The sequence below is a fragment of the Lysinibacillus sp. FJAT-14222 genome (genome assembly GCF_001278875.1).
GTDB classification, from domain to species: domain Bacteria; phylum Bacillota; class Bacilli; order Bacillales_A; family Planococcaceae; genus Lysinibacillus; species Lysinibacillus agricola.
The window spans coordinates 378,414-396,270 of record NZ_LIYL01000021.1 but is presented as its reverse complement, the minus strand read 5'-3'; the positions used below and the strand labels follow the sequence as shown (position 1 = coordinate 396,270).

Genomic DNA, 17,857 nt, shown 5'->3' with positions numbered 1-17,857 from the left:
ATAACATCTATTCTGAGTAACCATAGCGTTCACTTTTGAAATACATAAATTTTATAAAAGTTCTACACTATTGCTGATTGGAGTGGAAGGCTATTCGAATGCTCCTGTCGCAGAGCAAAGCTTCCCGCGGGAAAAGTAAGACAGACGAGACCCTGCACGGAGCGACTGTTTTCTGTGCGCGAAGCGGCAGCAATTTGTTTGTCTGCGCGAAAGCTGAGTGTTAACGAAGCGGCAGCGTAACAAATGCGGAGGAAGCGGCTCGACGCTCGCCCGCAGGAAAGCGATTAGCCTGGAACGGAAATCAACATCCATGTTACGATAGGTCACGTGCCCAAAAATAGAAAATTAAACCAACATTCTATTAGCAAAAGAACTACTATTCATCTATACTAATTCACAGATAATGGTCTTGAACATTGTACATCGTAAGTATGCATATATAGAAATGAAAATGACTTACAATAAGAAATCCTAAAAAAGGTGTGTAAAGATGAATACGATTATGGAAATACAGAACATCTCTAAACAGTATAGAGGTAAGAAAATCTTAGAAAATGCTACATTTTCTATTTGTGCCAATCAAATTATAGCTCTTGTAGGAAAGAATGGATCAGGTAAGAGTACCCTTCTAAAAATCATTGCAGAATTAGTCGAGGCTGACAGTGGCTCTATTGTGAAACATCGACAGACATTAAAAATTGGATATGTGCCAGAAGTGACGCCTTCACATATTTTGTTTACGCCAGAAGAATATCTTTATCATATGGGCAGAATTCGAGGTATGCCGAAAGAACAACTACAGCAAAAAATAAATGATTTACTTGAATTATTTCATTTACAGGATGCTCGGAACATTCGGATTGATAATTTTTCCAAAGGTATGAAGCACAAGGTTTTGATTATGCAGGCAATGCTTGAAGACACTGATCTGCTTATCTTAGATGAACCATTATCAGGACTCGATCCTAAGGCACAAAGCGATTTAGAAGAAACCCTCTCTTTTTTAAAAGACAAAGGGGTAAGTATCGTTTTAACATGTCATGAAACAAAATTACTTCAACATCTTGTTGATACCGTTCTTGTAATTCAAAGTAATAAGGTCATTCAAGCTGATTCATTACATAAGAATGATACATCGAAAAATAAATTAATATTTGAAATTTCAAGCGAAAAATTATTGGATAACCTATTACCTTTTCTTGAAATTCAACAACAATGTCTTTTAAATAATGGTTGTCATGAGGTAATTTCCGTTATTAAGACAGAAGATACAGATCAAGTTTTATTAGATCTCCTACACAAAAAAGCCTCTATTAAACAATTAATCCCAATCAATCAGAAGGAGGAACAATTCCGTACCCATTTTTAATGAGGAGGAATAAACGCCGATATGACAAGTTTATTGCGCTATCAATTTATCAATTATTTAAGGACCTATAAATATGTTCCACCTTTTTCAATTTTCGTTTTATGCCTTGTTGTTAATTATACCTTTGTACCAAATCCAATATTAGATAGTTATTCGTTTACAGCTATCATTCTATTTTTTCTAATGGGATGGTTTACAGTCACACTATTTCACGCAGAGGAGGAAGGGCAAAAAGTAATTACAACACTTCATGCCAAAAGTCGAACACAATATAATTTAGGAATGTTTATAATTTGTGTACTGATTGGTTTATTCTTAAGCTGTGTATCAGTCATCTACCCTACTCTAATTGGTGCCTTTGGAGAAAAACCAAGATTTATACATCAATTATTAGGATTCCTCTCTCATTTTAGTTTAGCTGTACTAGCTATTGCACTATCCGCTATATTTACAAGAGAACTCGTCAAAAACAAGCAAAATACTTGGTGGGGTGTACTTGGCATCTTAATTGTTTCTGTCGTTATCGCTACCTTAAAAGAGACAATTCTTCAGATCAAGGGAATAATTTGGCTACTTCCACCTGTCCGTCTTTCCCTGGAAATGATGAGTTCAGAAGATTCTATAACGTCAATACCGAACATTTTTTATTGGCAATTTGCTTGGGTTTTCGTCTATGCATGCTTAGTCATCCTGTTGTTCTTCCTCCTAGCAAATCGAAAAAGGAAATAAGTTTTCTAAAGAAGGAGACATTTCTTATGTTAAAGAAAGCTAAAGTGCTAATTATAGAAGATGAAAGTGCTAATGCAATATCGTTAATACTGGACATGAGGCCATCCAATATATGAAAGAAACCTTTCCGGACTTCATTATTCTTGACCTTTCTCTCCCAGATTGTGATGGTATCGAATTATGTCGCCAAATTCGTGAAAATAGTAACATTGCTATCCTCATCTTAAGTGCTCGTAACAGATTTCTTAAGGTAATTGGCCCCATTAAAGGAGGTCCTTTTATTACGATAATCTGATTTGTTTTGATGATATGTTATAACTAAAGAAATGGTTAGTAAACTTCCAAAAAATGAATCTATGATACGCACAACTATTACTCCATAGCTACTAATTGGTACCCAATCGATTATGCACCAAATACATACATATAATAGCGTTAAAAAAAATAATAAAGCCCAAAAATAGAGTTTCTTTTTAGCGCCAATTTTTGGAGTATCTTTATTCTTATTTAGTGATGCTTTGTAATACATATAGCCGATAATTAGCGAAATCCCCAATAGTGTACTACCGTGTTGCAAAAATTTATAAAAGGGTATTTGATGGCCGTACACATTAAAAGTATCGGTAAGAATCGGGAAATTTATTACCATAAATCCCTGTTTATGTGTATAAGAATCCCATACTACATGAGTTAACATTCAAATTATCGCTGAGTAACAAAAAACGACTTTCTTCCATTTTTTACTTCCCTCCACTTTGTAGCTTGATGTAACTTGTAGAAAGTTAGGCAAATGGTGGACTACATTCAAACGAATAATTTGATGATAAATAAAGTAAATCATTATTACCATAGGGAGATTTAATAGAAAAAAACCTGTGAAGGTATGCCCTATTTCCCCTATTGGTTGGCCTCGTAAAAAATATTCAAAGTCCGGAGCCATACTTCCTAAAACCATTGCGGAAAAATTAATATATCTTTTTTTCCAGAGAATGGTAATATCGCTGCTGGATGGGCAAATGTTAATGGCATAATAATCCCCCTCCAATTTATCAACATGTTTATTACAACGTTTTTCATTTCTACCCGGACCCAATACAGGAATATTATCACAAGTATAGAAAAATGAAAAAGATGTTCAAAAAGGAGAGCCTTTTTGAACATCTTTACTTTATTGCAATGGAATATTCAGTTCAATATTTTTTCCAATAGGATTGAAGAAATAGTTTATATATATTTTTGCTTTGCCATCATAATTTTCAAAGTCCTCCGTCGCATATAGATACTGCTCATCATCTGAGAACGAGCTACCTGTATATTCTAACGTCGTGCCATCTGCTTTTACAGCGCTATTTAGGAACGAATGTCGCATTCTATCATCCCATTTCTTTGCAGCAACTGATACACCTTGCTGCGTTACAGATATATCCCAATCCAAATAATCAGGCTTCATGAGTACTTCTTTTGTACCAAAATCAACTTCGATATAATCCTCGCCCTTTGGAACGGCATGAACAGCTCCAATTAATATTTTGAGTGAATCTGAATCATGGAAATAATTACTTTGTAAATTAAACGTGAATTTGCCGTCGCGATTATCACCACCTAATGACAAGCCATATTTAATGCCTTCTCTTCGCTCCCCATTTTCCGTCTCGACCGCAATATCATCAAGCGCTAAAATTTGCATCGTATTCGCTTCATCTAATTCAATATCGATTGACGTTCTTAGTGGAGAACGGCGAATTTGTGTAATCGTAAATTTCTGACCACCGACGTCTACAATACGATTCGCAGTAATAATTTTTTCCTTTGCGATTTCGTTTTGTAGTGAAAACGGTATCGTAATTTCAATGTTCCCCTTATCTTTTTCATAAAAACGAAAAACCACTTTAAAATCCTTTGAAGTATAAGCGAAAGGCTCTGAATAACTATAGTCTACTGAAGAAGAGAAGCGTGTTTGATTTGATTGATGATTTGTAAATGAAGCTCCGCCTTCAATTTCTTTGTCCCCTTGGAACAATTTAACTTCCTCCAAGTATAATTCCGACATATCAAATGTTGCATCGGCGTCATAGTAAAGTACTAATCCAGAATTATCTGCAATCACGCCTTGCAATGTAAGTGATAGACCATTTTTAGACTGCGTCGTATTAATTTCTTCATAGTATCCATTGTCCACAATATCTTTTATCCCTTTATCTCTTACAACCGCTAATACAATTTCTTTAAAGCCAGGTATTTTTGCAACCTGGCTAGCAATCGTAGGAGAAACGCGAATTGAAAATAAAAAGCTTAAGCAAAACAAAGAGACTATTGCAACCGAAAAAATGCGCTTCTTTATTCTTTTTTCTCGCTGTACTTTACGAAACATATCCATCCGAACTTGTTGAAGTTTCTCCTTTGGAACGTCAATCGGTAGTTTACTCATAGCCAGTCCTCCTTTTCTCCAGCGAAGTTTTTAAGCTTCTTTAGTATGTGATGAAGCTTAGACTTTACAGTACCCTCCGGAATTTGATTTAGCTCGGCAATTTCTTTGTTTTTTAGTTGCTGAAAATATTTCATATAGACGAGTTGCTGCTCCGACAAGGATAAATGTTCCAATAACAGCTCAATATCAGAGTAGATGACCCATTCAACTTGGTGATGTTCCTGAATTGAAACGGTTGGTTGACGTTTTCGCAAATGGTCTTTACAACAATTGATTAAGACGCGCACGAGCCATGTTCTGGCATATTCGTGTTGTTTGACGGTATGCATTTTTTTTAGTGCCTTGTAAACTAGGTCCTGCATCACATCTAAAGCGTCTTGCTCATTTTTCAGATATGTAAAAGCCATGCGATATAAAATATCTTCATCCATTTCAATAAGTGAAAGTATCGCTTGATGATCCCCTCGAATAGCACGCTGCACGATTTCAAATTCCATCCTTTTCGCCTCCTTCCCCCATTAGACGGAGCGATGCTTCATTTCGTTCAAAATTTTAAAATTATTGAGGAAACCGTCTATGGATTTGCCTTTAATCTTTGCGTCAAAGATGTTATGCCACCCTATAAAATAAAAGAAACCACCTAAAATGATGAGATGGATACCTCCGCTGCGGGCGAGCGTCGAGTGGCCCTACGCTACAGTCAGTTAAAATGGACATACATTAGCAAAATATCAACAAAAAAATCCTTTTATCACTCAATAATAAACCTATATTTTCCTAATCAACACGCTTGTTTGTATATATTTCGCTGTTTTCTTGATACCACTAAAAAGTAGGCTCTGACTAACCCCACACCCATTTTAGAGCACTTTTATTCATGATTTTTATATGGATAAAACAGTATAATTATTTTACACAACCCATCAATGGTAAAATATAGTATAATTAAGTTACTCGAGTTTAGCTTCAAAAGATTATTCTATCGACAGAGAGGCGTTTTTATGATTGTTTAAGTTCTTATATAAAGAGATCTTCTGGGTACACATCAATTTATAAATACGAGGGGGAGTAGTTGTGAATCGTAATCTCAAATTATTAATAACATCCTTTTTAACATTTATTTTATTAGCAGTTTATCCAATAAGTTCAATGGCTGCTACCTCATCTTTGCCGGATAAAGAAACACCTATTTATCTAAAAATAGATAAGTATTTTATTCTCTACACAAAACCGAGTTCTCCATTTCTTGATCAACAAGGACGATTGTTAGTTCCTCTTCGTTCTATACAGGATTTAATGGGTGGGGAAGTTTCTTATAATCATAATTCTAAAACAGCTACTGTAAAAATCTTAAATAATTCATTTGATGTAACTATTAATTCTAAGATTGCTTATGTAAATAAGGAAGAAGTTAAAATGGATACAACCCCAGTCTTAAAAAAAGATGCTATGTTTTTGCCAATACGCTTATTTTTAGACCATACAGACATCGAATATAAGTATAGTAATGATCTTAAATTACTTCATATAACAGATAAAAGAGTCGTAGCAGGAAAATCGTTCGCTTTTTTTGATGAAAATGATTACACAAATGGTTATATCGATGGTAGTTTCCACTTAAGTGCTTTTAAAATTGTGAATTCAGGAATTAGCATTAAGGCACAAAATTTAACTGGAGAAACGGTTCCCGAAGGAAAAACGGATATTCAACCACTAGTCCAAATGAATTCAGGTTGGGTTTCAGTAGATTCATATATTAGACCAGGAAATAAAAAAATTCCTGAAATTAAAAAAGGCCAGTCTTTCTGGATTAATAAGGGTGTAGAAGTTAATGATGCTGCTTATATCATATCAGTAGGAAGAAAAGCTCCTTAAATCCTTGAAAATCACTAAATAGCTTCTTTCTAATGGTGAACACTCATTTGATAACTCTTAAGAAACAAGAAAGGGATTCCTAATTTTTAGGAGTCCCTTTTTAACTCTGCAAGTCACTTATGTGCGATTTTATAAACAGCACCCACTATAACAAACGGATTAAGCAAAAATTGACTGGCTTAAGTCCCGTATAAATACCGAACTCAAACCAGCCAATTCTCTACATCATCAAAACTCAAACTTTAAGGGTTTACTACCTCATGATTATGACCCTCTAAGTCTATCCTGTAATTCCCAAAAGTTTCTTTTCTTTCAGCTGAGCTTAAATTACCAAATCTATTATAACCAAAAATGTAGATGCCGTTATCATCTATTTTCCAGTTATATGGATTAGCTAAAGTATCAAAACCATAGTAAAATCCTGGCTTACCTAAATAATCAGAAACCCACTGCCCATTTTTAAGCGTTGCATACTTTAAATTACTCGTTTCATGAGCATTTACTACACCACGCTCATACCTTGTTAGGTAATATACATTATTCTGATAAGTTTTCACAGCCTTAATCGGTGCTTTTTCAATGGCTACTCTTGAAATGTCTTGTCCATCCACATAATATAAAATAAATTCTCCCGTAGTGGCATAAGCGTAGTCCATATAAAAATTGCCTCTATCTGTTTTAAACCACAAATCCCCTAACTTAACTACATTTTTATCCTCTACAAACTCCTGATAAACAAAGGGTTTGAAATTAGAAAAATCATTGCTATAGAATAATTGACCTTTTTCTTTAATCACTGCCATAAAACGATCACTATAGACGACAGATTTTCCTTGATATAGCAATTCACAGATGCGTACTAGATTAAGATTTTCAAGCTCTGTAGCATTTACATCCCTTATAAGAATCAAACTATACGGTTGTATGTCTTGATTCTTTAAATATACTACTTTTTTATCAAAGGCCTCACCAATATATCAAACCTATATTTTCCTAATCAACACGCCTGTTAATATTATTCAGTATAATATACTAAGACAAAAACATATTCCCCTATCAAATTTGCAAAAGTAACTCCGAAACATCTTCTTCAGAAAAGACCGCAATATTATTTCTTCTAAGCAATGCAGTTGTTACGCCTACGCCAACTAATTTTGTACCATTGAAATCCCCATTGTAAATCATTGCACTGCCACAGGATGGACTATACTCTTTTAAAATAACCTTAGTCGCGCCTACTTCAAGTGCTTTATGTAATGTTGCATATGCGCCCTTTATATAAAGCTCCGTTACATCACGGCCAGATTTTTCAACCACTCTCGCTTTTCCATCAAGAACGTCTTCACCATCTCCACCAACAATTTCAGCGGGCTCACGAGGCGTCGAAAAACCTCCCATAAGTTCAGGGCATACAGTTACCGCCTTATTTTCTAACATAAGCCGTTGAATTCTTTCATCTAAACTATCTGTTCCGTTATAACGTACCTTTAATCCTGCCAAGCAAGAACTTATTAAAATCATATGTGCACCTCATTTTTTTTAGCCAATTCGTATAAGTATAACTATAGCTCAATAAAAAAGTCCGTCAACAGCTTTTACACTGCCAACGGACTATTTTACAGGGATAGTTAAGTTCTTCACTATAAAATTTTATATAGCTTTGGTCCATAAAATGTTCTTAAAATAAAGCCATTTTCTTTATTTTCCATATAATCTTTCAATAAAAAAGCACCAATTCGTGGAATTTCAATTTGGGGATCAATCATTATTCTAGAATCAGCTAACAAATTACTAATTTTATCTAGCAAAACCTCGTCGATAGCATCCATACAAATAATTAAATCTAAATCACTCTTTTTGGAGGTTACAGGGATACCTGTCGCTAGTTCGAAGCCTACACTACCAGTAGGCCCCCATTTTATTTTATATGGATCGAATTTATGGCGAATAGAATTTAATAACGTATAAAAGCGATTGTCCTTAAAATTATCTAATTGCTCTATTAATGAATATGGCTTAATAATCTCTAAAATATACTTCTTATGAATTGTAGTACCATATCTTTCATGTCGTGCATTCCCTCGAAGCCCAATCGGCACTAATTCGTTAGTAATTTGCGCCCTGCGAACGACTCCATAGGAAGTAGCTGCTGACGAATTCGCTACCCATGGAGGAATCGTTGTCTGCTCATTAAGTTGTTTCACTGTTGTGAACTTCACTATATCGTGAACATTTATTTCCATTGCTCATCAATCATTTCGCGTACCTTGATAGATGCTTGACGTCCTGATGAAATAGCAATTTCAGAATGAAGACGATTTGCTAGGCTTGTACTACCTTTAGCTACAATATCCTCATAAGCGTCATGAACTGATTCAATCACTTGTATAATATCTTCCTTATTTGGCTTTGTCGCATTAACACCATCAATAAGTTGATATAATGCACCAAGTTTGTGGAAGGACTGAATATCATAAGCCATAGAAGGAACATCCTTAGAGAATTCATCAAGTTCTTCGATCGTTCGCTGTGTAATAAGTGCAGCAGATTTTTTGGACATTACATGCACATTTACACCTTCATCATTGAGTGCTATTAGACGATTTGCCTGCATACCATGTGCCAAAAATGCTCCTGAAATAGCGTTGCCGACCAACACTGCTACAATTGGGTGACCAGCTATTCTAGCAGTAGCATACGCATTAACTGCTGCTGAACAAGCTAAATATATACCGAATAGTTCCTCATGATAGCCAAATGCCTGGCTAGGAACATCAACAATTGGAACAATTAATCTCTTGCCAGCTACAGACTTATCCTCTTCAATAACTTCACTAATATACTTTGCAAGTGCCCACCCTTCGAGTAAACCAACTTCACCATTTCGTGCACGGTAGTATTTATTGTCGGGGTTTGGTACAACTGTGATAAAACGTGCCCTTTTTCCTTGTAATTCACCCTCTGCAACGAGAACAGAAGGAATTTCACTTATAGAAGTCGCATTATTAGTTAAAGCATTAAACCAGCTTCGACCACGACTGTCAACAGTTGTATGTGGTTGAAATAATGACTTATCGGCTACATTACCTAGCGTTTTTAAAATATCTGTTGCTCGATGAGGTTGAATTTTTTCTACAATATCTAGTGATTTAAATAATGCTAAAAACTCATTATACTTTTTGACACGATGTTTGCATTCTACTTTCCCATTCCAAATGTCTTTAATTGCTTGCCGAAAATTTGGCACATCGTCCTCAACAATAAAATCTGCAAAACCTATATCTGTACGAATTGCGCCTCCAATCATTTGCCAAATAAGCTGCTTGTTTTTTGCATCAAGCTCTCTGATGCCTGCCTCTTGTTCAACAACTTCAGGTCCATTCATCCCTAAACGCCCTTCTCGTGTCATAATAAGTGCGCTACATAATCCAGCTGTTAAGGACATCCCTCCAAATGATCCAATTTTCCCTGGGATAATTCCGATTACCGGAACATAATTGCGAAGCTCTACAATAGCAGAGCTGATTTCAGCAATTGATAACAGGCCATAGTTTGCCTCTTGTAAACGAACACCTCCTGTATCATAAATAATTATTGGATAAATAAGTTGTCCATTTTTACATTCAGCTAAAATTTTCTCCAATGTACCAGCTAGCTTTGCCCCTGATACTTCTCCTATACCGCCACCTTGAAAGCTCCCTTCGATTGAAATAACGACAGCTTGTTTCTCATCGAGGGTTCCCTTCACAATAATCATGCCATCATCATATTGAGGGACAATATTTTGTGCAGTTAAATGCGGAGATTCAAAACGATCAAAAGGTCCTAAAATTTCATAGCCTATATCTAGAATGGAAAATGCACGTTCACGAGCATTGGTCTCTACTAAACTAGTTGTTAATGTATTAAGCATTTTTACTCACCTCCAGTGCTTGTGCTAATCGAATGGACACTACACCAGGTGTTGCCCCAAAATCATTTATCGTAATATGTGCAGATACATCATTTTGACTAACAAAACGTTCGATTACTTTTCGCCATGTTTCTCCAAACCCAGTAATACCTGTTCGGATTTCAACAACTGTTTCTAGATTATTAGTTGGCTCAATTAAAATTTCCAAATCACCAGAGCCTACAACACCAACGTGTGCACGCTGTTCAACTACTTTAGTTGCAGGAAATGAATAGACTAACTTTTCCATAAAAACACCCCTTTTTATGTTCAATGTGTTGCTTGGAATTGCCCCTTCAATAAACTATTTGTTGACCATTTTTTTATCTTAAGTAAATATATTGTTGCTGCTAGTAAGTCTGCGCTACCACCTGGTGATAAATTGCGGGCTATAAAATTTTGATTCATATGTTCGAGCTCATGTAAATTACTAGAAGCTATTATTTGTTTTGCCTGTTTTTTAGCATAGTTTAATCCTTCTATTCCACCTCGATGAAGAATACATGTATCATCTAGCTGTGCTATAAGTGACAGCAAAGTAAAATGCTTAGCTTGTTCATAGCTCATGGTATGAATGGTAGCCTTCAACATTGGTAAACTATATTTTCGAATATGCGGAAATGCTAATTGTGCTTCTACCTTTGCGCCATTAATGCCGTATTCATGAATGGCTTTCATCCCATTCGTAATATTGTGTGGGATAAAACGATCTTCATATTGAGCAATCCTTCCCGCTGTAAAACAAATTGTTTCTTCATCCGCCATGCCACCGTGAATTGCTGCTGCGGCTGTAATTAACCCTAATGACCAAATAGCACCTTTATGGGTATTCACACCATCTGTATACTGAAACATAGTATTTTCGCCTCTACGCCCTATTTCTCCAATTTTTTCACGTAACGTTTGAGAAGGACCTTCGACGAAAGCAGCCATAGCCATCTCATAAAAAGTATTTTTTAAGCACTGCGCTGAGCCAATCATCATATGAAAAGTTAAATCTTGATGTGCTCCTTCATCTTTTTCATCGACTAATCCAGGTTTTGGGGTCAGTGATACTTCTTCAATTAAAGATGAAACAGCCATTTTTGCTAAAGTTTCTGCAAAATATTGTTTATCGATCATAGATGCCCCCTTGAAAGCTTCTTTACCAACTTCTGAATTTTGCTGGTGGTGTATACAACCCACCAGACCATTGCACAAGTTCATCAATGTTTTTAGCCGCTAATAAGGAACGTTTAGCGTCCGCTCTTCGAATGCCTAAATCCTCAGGTAACGCAATTAATCCTTTTTCTCGTAAGCGTGATGATGATTTCGGGTTATGTTTCATACCAATTGGTGTAACACCTGCGATGGAAGCAATCATTTCATGCTTTTCCGCAGAGCTATCTGTTTTATACAAGTACGCAATTCCTTCCTCTGTCACTACATGTGTAACGTCCTGACCGTAAATCATTACAGGAGCCACTGCTAATTTCGCTTGATCCTTTACAGTAATAGCATCCAATGATTCAACAAATACAGGTGTGTTCGCATCCTGGAAAGTTTCAGCAACTTGTACAACTAGCTTTTTACCTCGTGCAAGTGGATCATCTGATGTCATCATATTTTTCCAAGCCTCTGTGGAGTGACGTCTTCCCCCTGGATCATGTCCCATATTTGGTGCACCACCATATCCAGCAACACGTCCTTTTGTAACTGTAGAGGAATTCCCTAATGCATCCATTTGGAGGGTCGATCCTATAAACAGATCAACTGCATACTGACCTGCTAATTGTGCTAAAGTTCGATTGGATCGAAGACTACCATCCCTTCCTGTGAAAAACACATCCCGTCTAGCTTCAACGTATTTTTCCATCCCTAGTTCTCCACCAAAGCAGTGAACACTTTCAACCCAACCTGATTCAATAGCAGGAATTAATGTAGGATGAGGATTCAATACCCAATTTTTGCATATTTTCCCTTTCAATCCTAATTGTTCACCATAGGTCGGTAAAAGGAGCTCAATAGCAGCTGTATTAAAGCCAATCCCATGATTTAATGATTGAACACCGTGCTTTTCATAGATACCTCGAATTACCATCATTGCTTGTAAAATTTGAATATCAGTAATATGTCTTGGGTCGCGTGTAAATAAAGGCTCTAATTCGTATGCTTGATCTGCAACAACGATAAAATCTATCCATGAGCTAGGGATATCCACACGAGGCAATTCATCTACTAATTCATTAACCTGAGCAATGACAATTCCATCACGAAAGGCAGCCGCTTCTACTAAAGTTGGTGTTTCCTCGGTATTTGGTCCTGTATAAAGGTTACCAAAACGGTCTGCTTTGTCGGCTGCCACTAAAGCAACATTCGGTATTAAATCGATAAATAATCGCCCATAAAGTTCCACATAAGTATGAAGATCTCCCAGTTCAATTTTCCCATCCTCAATCATTTGTGAAATTCTTAAGCTTTGCGGCCCAGCAAAGGAAAAGTCTATTTTTTTCGCGATACCATCTTCAAATAAATCAAGATGCTCTGGTCGAGAAATACTTGACATAATCATATGCAAATCATGCACTTTCGTAGGACTTACCTGTGACAAGGCTTGTGACAAAAAAGATGCTTGTTTTTGGTTATTCCCCTCCAATACAACACGATCGCTAGGCTTTATAAGGCGTTCTAAAGCATCAACAATACGATGAGTGGGTATCATTACACCATCTACAAAATCTTTTACACTATTCAGCCTTTCTTTTTTTGCATCCAACTTTGTCGTCCAAGATTTCCTTGTAGTACTTTCATGAATCAACACCATTCCATACACCCCTTGTACGTTTATACGTTAATTTTGTAATAAAAAAAGACAGTCCTCGATTCCGTTTTTGCTGACGGACATTGATCTAACATCCTGAAACGCACTTGTAGCTAACTTTGTTAAGACGTCACCAGGTGGCATTTCAATAAATAACCTAGCACCATTTTCATATAAAACACTTGTAGCATCATGCCATCGAACAGGATGACAAATACTTTCTGCCAAATCCCTTTTAATAGCCTCTGTAGTTTTCAACAAACGTGCATTTAAGTTGCTAGAAATCGGAATTTTCGGTCTTTTTAACTCAATTTTGTTTAGAGCATCCAGCATTTGATTACTAACATCTTGAAAAAGCGGACAATGTGAAGGGGTCGAGACGTTTAATAAACTTGCAGATTTAGCTCCATGAGCACTCACATAACTAATAACCTTTTCTAAACCCTTTAACGAACCAGAAATTGTGATTTGAAACGGGGCATTTCGATTCGAAACATAAACAGGGTCATGCACATGAAAAAATTGTTCAGTAACCTCTAAAAGTTCGTGCTCATTCATACCAAGGACAACCCCCATCCCAAACCCGTCACTACAAATTTGCTCCATTAATTCTCCCCGTAACGTTACTAACCTCAATGCTTCTTCAAACGTTAATACACAAGCAGCTACTGCAGCGCCAAAAGCTCCAACCGAATGTCCAGCAACAAATGAAGGAATTAGCCCCTCAATCTCAAATAATTTGTATGTTGCTACTGAGGAAATTAATAAACATTGTTGAACAGCCTTAGTTGTTGCGAGCGCTTCTTTACTGTGCAATGAAGAAACCGTTTGTTGTAAAATATCACTACTTTGTTCTAGTAAATATTTCACGCAAGGCTCATTTGGAAGGAAATCTAACATCCCTTCAAACTGTGAACCTTGACCTGGAAATAAAAATGCAGTCCGCAAAATCATCACTCCTTACAGAATTTGTCTACGCACATTGAAAATAACATCTTCTGTATGTTTTCTTAAAATAGAAATTAATTCATCCAATTGGTTGTCCTTTAAAAGCTCATAAATTCGACGATGCTCTTTTCGAGATTTCTCCATGGTGTCATTGATAGAAAAATGAATACCTTGTATACGTAATAACGGTAGACTGATTTTGCTATAAACACTTTCTATGACTGTACTTTCACTAAATTTAATGAGTGTAAAGTGAAATGCATAGTTTAAATGAGTATATTCCATTTGATTTGAACACTTTTCCATGTCTCTAACTATTTTTTTCATGTCATTAAGCATTGTTTTCTTTTTTTGCGGTTCTTTAATTCTCTGAGCTGCTAGTATTTCTAAGCTATTCCTTACATCTAGTAAATCCTGTACCTCAGCAAGTGTGTAACCTTTGATAAATGCTCCCTTACGAGGAACTCGCTCAATAAGGCCTTCTGTCGAGAGTAAGTAAATTGCTTCACGAATAGGAGATCGGCTCGTGTTAAACATTTCAGCATATGTACTCTCTACAATTTGATCTCCTGGCTTCAATTCGCCATTTAAAATTTGCTCCATAATTTTTTGTGCCACTGTTCTAGATAAGGCATTATCCAATAAATTTGTAAAGTACTCCATAAAACCACTTCCCTTAACTAAAAAATATAACTACATGGTCGACTGTATACCAAAATAATACTACATACAGATATTGATTTCAATCACAAAAGCGTATATTTTCTACTTTATACTATTTTTCTAGTTGATTTATTGTTTTCGATAAATTATGATAATCTCAGAATACAGTCGACCGAATATTTTAAATATTAGGTCACAACTATTTCATAAAGGGGTGTAGGAGAAAAATGGTCATCTATGGAGTTGCTATTTTAGCGGGGTGTTATTTAGTAGGAATGATTGTCGGTGAATTTATTGGAGCTCTAATGGGGATAGACTCTAATGTAGGCGGAGTTGGAGTGGCAATGCTACTTCTAATTATTGTGGTCGATAAGTTAGTGAAAGCAGGGAAAATTAGTAAACCTGCTCAGGATGGTTTAAGCTTTTGGAACGCTATGTACATTCCGGTCGTGATTGCAATGGCAGCGAGCCAAAATGTACTAGGTGCATTAACAGGTGGGCCATTAGCCATTATTGCAGGAATTGCTGTTGTCATTATAAGTTGGATTTGTGTTCCATTACTCAGCGGAAAGCAAAAGCCGATGGTACAAACAAATAATTCAATAGTTGGAGGCGAAGTAGATGCCTGATATCATCACGAATATCTTAGAAAATAATGGTTTCGTAACAGCGTTTGTTATTGTTGGTATTACTATGTGGATAGCTTATTTAATCTCAAATAAATTAACAAAGGGACTTATTCACGGCTCTGCTATCGCTATTGTGCTTGGTTTAATTTTAGCTTATATTGGTGGCGTTACAACTGGAGGATCGAAAGGGCTTTCAGATGTTAGCTTTCTTGCGGGTATAGGCTTTTTAGGTGGTAGTATGCTTCGTGATTTCGCTATTGTCGCTACCTCATTTGGGGCGAACTTTGATGATATAAAAAAAGCAGGACTTCGGGGCATCCTTTCCTTATTTATTGGTGTAGTATTATCTTTTGTAGTCGGTGTTATTTTTGCAGTTGCTTTTGGCTACAAGGATGCCGTAAGTATAGCAACAATTGGAGCGGGCACAGTTACGTATATCGTAGGTCCTGTCACAGGCGCAGCATTAGGTGCTAGCTCTGAAGTCATTGCTATTAGTATTGCTGCAGGTTTGGTAAAGTCTGTAATAGTGATGGTTGGTACACCTTTTGTCGCGAAGTATATCGGCTTGAATAACCCTGTAACTGCCATGGTATATGGTGGTCTTATGGGAACTACTTCAGGTGTAGCAGGAGGATTAGCGGCAACAGACCCAAAACTTGTTCCATATGGTGCTGTTACGGCAACATTTTACACGGGCTTAGGTTGCTTACTTGCGCCGACACTTCTTTTTATATTAACTGATATGATTTTTTAAAACCGTTTTTTATTATAAGTAGCACAACCTTTTGACTGGTTTGTGCTACTATTTTTTTATCTACATTTCTTTTAACTAGAGTAAAAATTAACGCTCTGTATAAACTCATGCTGAAAAACACAAGAATTTATCGATAAAGGTAAATATGAATTAGTTTGAAAAGCGGATAAATGGAGTCAGTGTACTGGCTGGAATCCGCCAAATTCAAATACTTGGATTTTCGCTTTGCCATTTAAAAAGGAGGAAAAAGACTTGGTTAAATTTACAATTTGTTTTCTTAAAAAGGGTGACCAAATATTATTGCTAAATAGGGATTTTCCAGAATGGATGGGGGCTTGGAATGGGGTTGGCGGAAAGATTGAGAAAAATGAAACTCCACTAGCAGGTGCATTACGAGAAATTAAGGAAGAAACAGGTATCGTACTGAACGATATTACATTCAAAGGAAAGATAACATGGACGGATGGAATGACCGACTTTGGCTGTATGTATGCTTTTATTGCTGAATTGCCAGAGTCCTATCATTATGTGACACCGATTAAAGTCACAGAAGGCATTTTAGATTGGAAAGATCTATCGTGGATTTTCCATCCTAAAAATGTAGGAATAGCAGATTTAAAATATTACTTACCGAAAATGCTGGATGAAACAACCAACTATGAATATATATTTACATATAAAGATAGTGAATTGATTGACATTACGAGTACCCCCTTCGTACAAACTGTTACTATCTAAGTAAAACAAGACCTCGTACACGCGATAGTAGCGTTTACGAGGCTTTGTTAATTATTTTCTTGGTAGTGCAAATCGCATTCTGCACATCGACCAATTCAAGGTTGTTTTTTGAATTTCATCATAGATGTTCCACAGGCTATCGACTACCCGTAATTCAACATTACGTTCAAACATCTCTTCAAATAAATTTTCAACTTCAAATTTAGCAATAGGATATTGTGTTGTTTCACTCGTATAATAACCAGCATTTTTATCTTGTAGCGTAAATCCATTACTATCAAACTCATATAAGTAAAGTTTCGTATTTTTCATCGTCTCTAACCACTTGCTTTCAATTACAACAACATCTGACTACTCCCACAGCTAAAGCAGTGGGGTTCTTATATACTTAAGAGAAGCGTTACAAAGCTCTCCACAGATGGTGTTGCCATGTCCTGTGTACAACATCTTTGATTTATCCTCTGTTCCATAAGACTTTCTTATTTACACAACCGATGTTGTGTTGGCAATAAGTTTTAACGAAGGCAGGTAGCTCTACCTACGGAGGAATACCCCTCACTTGATTTGTTGGATACCCATGCTAAGAGGGAATGTTTTCTTTACTTGTTTCAAGTCTTCTATATGTTGATTGTGTAACTCTAAAAAGGTAGTAAACGTTTTATTGCATAAGTCTTGATTAGGTTGCTGTAAATTTGTATCACTATTCATCAGTAAAAACGCACTATATAAATCTCGTTGTACGAGATGACTTCCAATTTGACTCCAACGTTGATGGAGTTTTTTCTTTTCATAACGATCCGTCATATGGTTATACTGACTGGCTCTAAAGGTTATCGTATTTACTTTCTGTATCGTTTGCTTTGTGTAACTTAATTTTTGATGGATGATTTCCACTAGCATGGCTGGGGCATGATTCCCAATGCTTTTTCCAAAACGCTTTTTAGATTGGATTTTGCCCTGTATAGTTGTTTT

General features: G+C 36.2%; 19 protein-coding genes and 2 pseudogenes. 7 read left to right on the top strand and 14 right to left on the bottom strand.

Going from position 1 to position 17,857, the window contains the following annotated elements:
* The first annotated feature begins 490 nt into the window (after nucleotides 1–490).
* The 3 genes from AN161_RS11520 to AN161_RS28780 all read left to right on the top strand — a co-directional run bounded on the left by AN161_RS11520 (nucleotide 491) and on the right by AN161_RS28780 (nucleotide 2,393).
* Nucleotides 491–1,369: an ABC transporter ATP-binding protein gene (locus AN161_RS11520; protein ID WP_053594483.1), complete on the top strand. Its 879-nt coding sequence runs from the start codon at nucleotides 491–493 to the stop codon at nucleotides 1,367–1,369.
* Between the two features lie 21 nt (nucleotides 1,370–1,390).
* The gene (locus tag AN161_RS11515; RefSeq protein WP_053594482.1) at nucleotides 1,391–2,098 is read left to right on the top strand and encodes a hypothetical protein; all 708 of its coding nucleotides are present in this window, start codon (nucleotides 1,391–1,393) and stop codon (nucleotides 2,096–2,098) included.
* A gap of 79 nt (nucleotides 2,099–2,177) precedes the next feature.
* Nucleotides 2,178–2,393: a response regulator gene (locus AN161_RS28780; RefSeq protein ID WP_277815939.1), complete on the top strand. Its 216-nt coding sequence runs from the start codon at nucleotides 2,178–2,180 to the stop codon at nucleotides 2,391–2,393.
* Here the strand turns inward: AN161_RS28780 and AN161_RS11510 are convergent.
* From AN161_RS11510 to AN161_RS11500, 3 genes and pseudogenes are all read right to left on the bottom strand, one after another.
* A pseudogene (locus tag AN161_RS11510) lies at nucleotides 2,322–3,038 on the bottom strand (DUF4184 family protein). The gene AN161_RS28780 and the pseudogene AN161_RS11510 sit on opposite strands and share 72 nt — an antisense overlap.
* 228 nt (nucleotides 3,039–3,266) lie before the next feature.
* Nucleotides 3,267–4,526, bottom strand: coding sequence for a DUF4179 domain-containing protein (locus AN161_RS11505; RefSeq protein ID WP_053594481.1), 1,260 nt, complete (start codon nucleotides 4,524–4,526; stop codon nucleotides 3,267–3,269).
* Nucleotides 4,523–5,023 (bottom strand): sigma-70 family RNA polymerase sigma factor, encoded by a 501-nt coding sequence (locus AN161_RS11500; protein WP_053594480.1) that lies wholly within the window; start codon nucleotides 5,021–5,023, stop codon nucleotides 4,523–4,525. Before AN161_RS11500 ends, AN161_RS11505 begins: the two co-directional genes overlap by 4 nt.
* Nucleotides 5,024–5,600: 577 nt before the next feature.
* Between AN161_RS11500 and AN161_RS11495 the strand changes: the two genes are divergently transcribed.
* Nucleotides 5,601–6,401, top strand: coding sequence for a copper amine oxidase N-terminal domain-containing protein (locus AN161_RS11495; RefSeq protein WP_053594479.1), 801 nt, complete (start codon nucleotides 5,601–5,603; stop codon nucleotides 6,399–6,401).
* A 242-nt stretch (nucleotides 6,402–6,643) separates the two neighbouring features.
* Here AN161_RS11495 and AN161_RS11490 read toward each other — a convergent pair whose 3' ends face one another.
* From AN161_RS11490 to AN161_RS11450, 9 genes are all read right to left on the bottom strand, one after another.
* Nucleotides 6,644–7,204 (bottom strand): hypothetical protein, encoded by a 561-nt coding sequence (locus tag AN161_RS11490; protein WP_241774549.1) that lies wholly within the window; start codon nucleotides 7,202–7,204, stop codon nucleotides 6,644–6,646.
* A 253-nt stretch (nucleotides 7,205–7,457) separates the two neighbouring features.
* On the bottom strand, nucleotides 7,458–7,922 hold the full coding sequence (locus tag AN161_RS11485; RefSeq protein WP_053594478.1) for a DUF523 domain-containing protein: 465 nt from the start codon (nucleotides 7,920–7,922) through the stop codon (nucleotides 7,458–7,460).
* Between the two features lie 119 nt (nucleotides 7,923–8,041).
* Entirely contained in the window at nucleotides 8,042–8,644 is a 603-nt protein-coding gene (locus AN161_RS11480; protein ID WP_053594477.1) for a malonate decarboxylase holo-ACP synthase, read from the bottom strand.
* Nucleotides 8,635–10,314 carry a biotin-independent malonate decarboxylase subunit beta gene (locus AN161_RS11475; RefSeq protein ID WP_053594476.1) on the bottom strand — a complete coding sequence of 560 codons (1,680 nt, stop codon included), beginning with the start codon at nucleotides 10,312–10,314 and terminating at the stop codon, nucleotides 8,635–8,637. The genes AN161_RS11480 and AN161_RS11475 overlap by 10 nt, the downstream gene beginning before the upstream one ends.
* A complete protein-coding gene (locus AN161_RS11470) occupies nucleotides 10,307–10,603 on the bottom strand; it encodes a malonate decarboxylase subunit delta (RefSeq protein WP_053594475.1) in 297 nt (98 codons plus the stop codon). The genes AN161_RS11475 and AN161_RS11470 overlap by 8 nt, the downstream gene beginning before the upstream one ends.
* A 20-nt stretch (nucleotides 10,604–10,623) precedes the next feature.
* Nucleotides 10,624–11,475, bottom strand: a complete 852-nt coding sequence (locus AN161_RS11465) for a triphosphoribosyl-dephospho-CoA synthase (protein ID WP_053594474.1) — start codon at nucleotides 11,473–11,475, stop codon at nucleotides 10,624–10,626.
* A 22-nt stretch (nucleotides 11,476–11,497) separates the two neighbouring features.
* Nucleotides 11,498–13,156 carry a malonate decarboxylase subunit alpha gene (gene mdcA, locus AN161_RS11460; protein ID WP_053594473.1) on the bottom strand — a complete coding sequence of 553 codons (1,659 nt, stop codon included), beginning with the start codon at nucleotides 13,154–13,156 and terminating at the stop codon, nucleotides 11,498–11,500.
* Between the two features lie 27 nt (nucleotides 13,157–13,183).
* Nucleotides 13,184–14,107, bottom strand: a complete 924-nt coding sequence (locus AN161_RS11455) for a malonate decarboxylase subunit epsilon (RefSeq protein ID WP_343069256.1) — start codon at nucleotides 14,105–14,107, stop codon at nucleotides 13,184–13,186.
* A gap of 6 nt (nucleotides 14,108–14,113) precedes the next feature.
* Complete coding sequence (locus AN161_RS11450; protein WP_053594471.1) at nucleotides 14,114–14,764, bottom strand: GntR family transcriptional regulator; 651 nt, start codon at nucleotides 14,762–14,764, stop codon at nucleotides 14,114–14,116.
* 227 nt (nucleotides 14,765–14,991) lie between these two features.
* On the opposite strand from AN161_RS11450, the gene madL reads away from it, so the two are divergent.
* The 3 genes from madL (at nucleotide 14,992) to AN161_RS11435 (ending at nucleotide 16,885) form a co-directional block, all read left to right on the top strand.
* Nucleotides 14,992–15,393: a malonate transporter subunit MadL gene (madL, locus tag AN161_RS11445; protein WP_053594470.1), complete on the top strand. Its 402-nt coding sequence runs from the start codon at nucleotides 14,992–14,994 to the stop codon at nucleotides 15,391–15,393.
* The gene (madM, locus tag AN161_RS11440; RefSeq protein ID WP_053594469.1) at nucleotides 15,386–16,147 is read left to right on the top strand and encodes a malonate transporter subunit MadM; all 762 of its coding nucleotides are present in this window, start codon (nucleotides 15,386–15,388) and stop codon (nucleotides 16,145–16,147) included. Before madL ends, madM begins: the two co-directional genes overlap by 8 nt.
* A 252-nt stretch (nucleotides 16,148–16,399) precedes the next feature.
* Complete coding sequence (locus tag AN161_RS11435) at nucleotides 16,400–16,885, top strand: 8-oxo-dGTP diphosphatase (protein WP_053594468.1); 486 nt, start codon at nucleotides 16,400–16,402, stop codon at nucleotides 16,883–16,885.
* Nucleotides 16,886–16,936: 51 nt separating this feature from the next.
* On the opposite strand, the gene AN161_RS11430 is transcribed toward AN161_RS11435, so the two are convergent.
* Nucleotides 16,937–17,221, bottom strand: a complete 285-nt coding sequence (locus AN161_RS11430; RefSeq protein ID WP_343069290.1) for a DUF6886 family protein — start codon at nucleotides 17,219–17,221, stop codon at nucleotides 16,937–16,939.
* A 219-nt stretch (nucleotides 17,222–17,440) separates the two neighbouring features.
* Nucleotides 17,441–17,857 (bottom strand): annotated as a pseudogene (locus AN161_RS11425) (hypothetical protein); the annotation flags it as partial.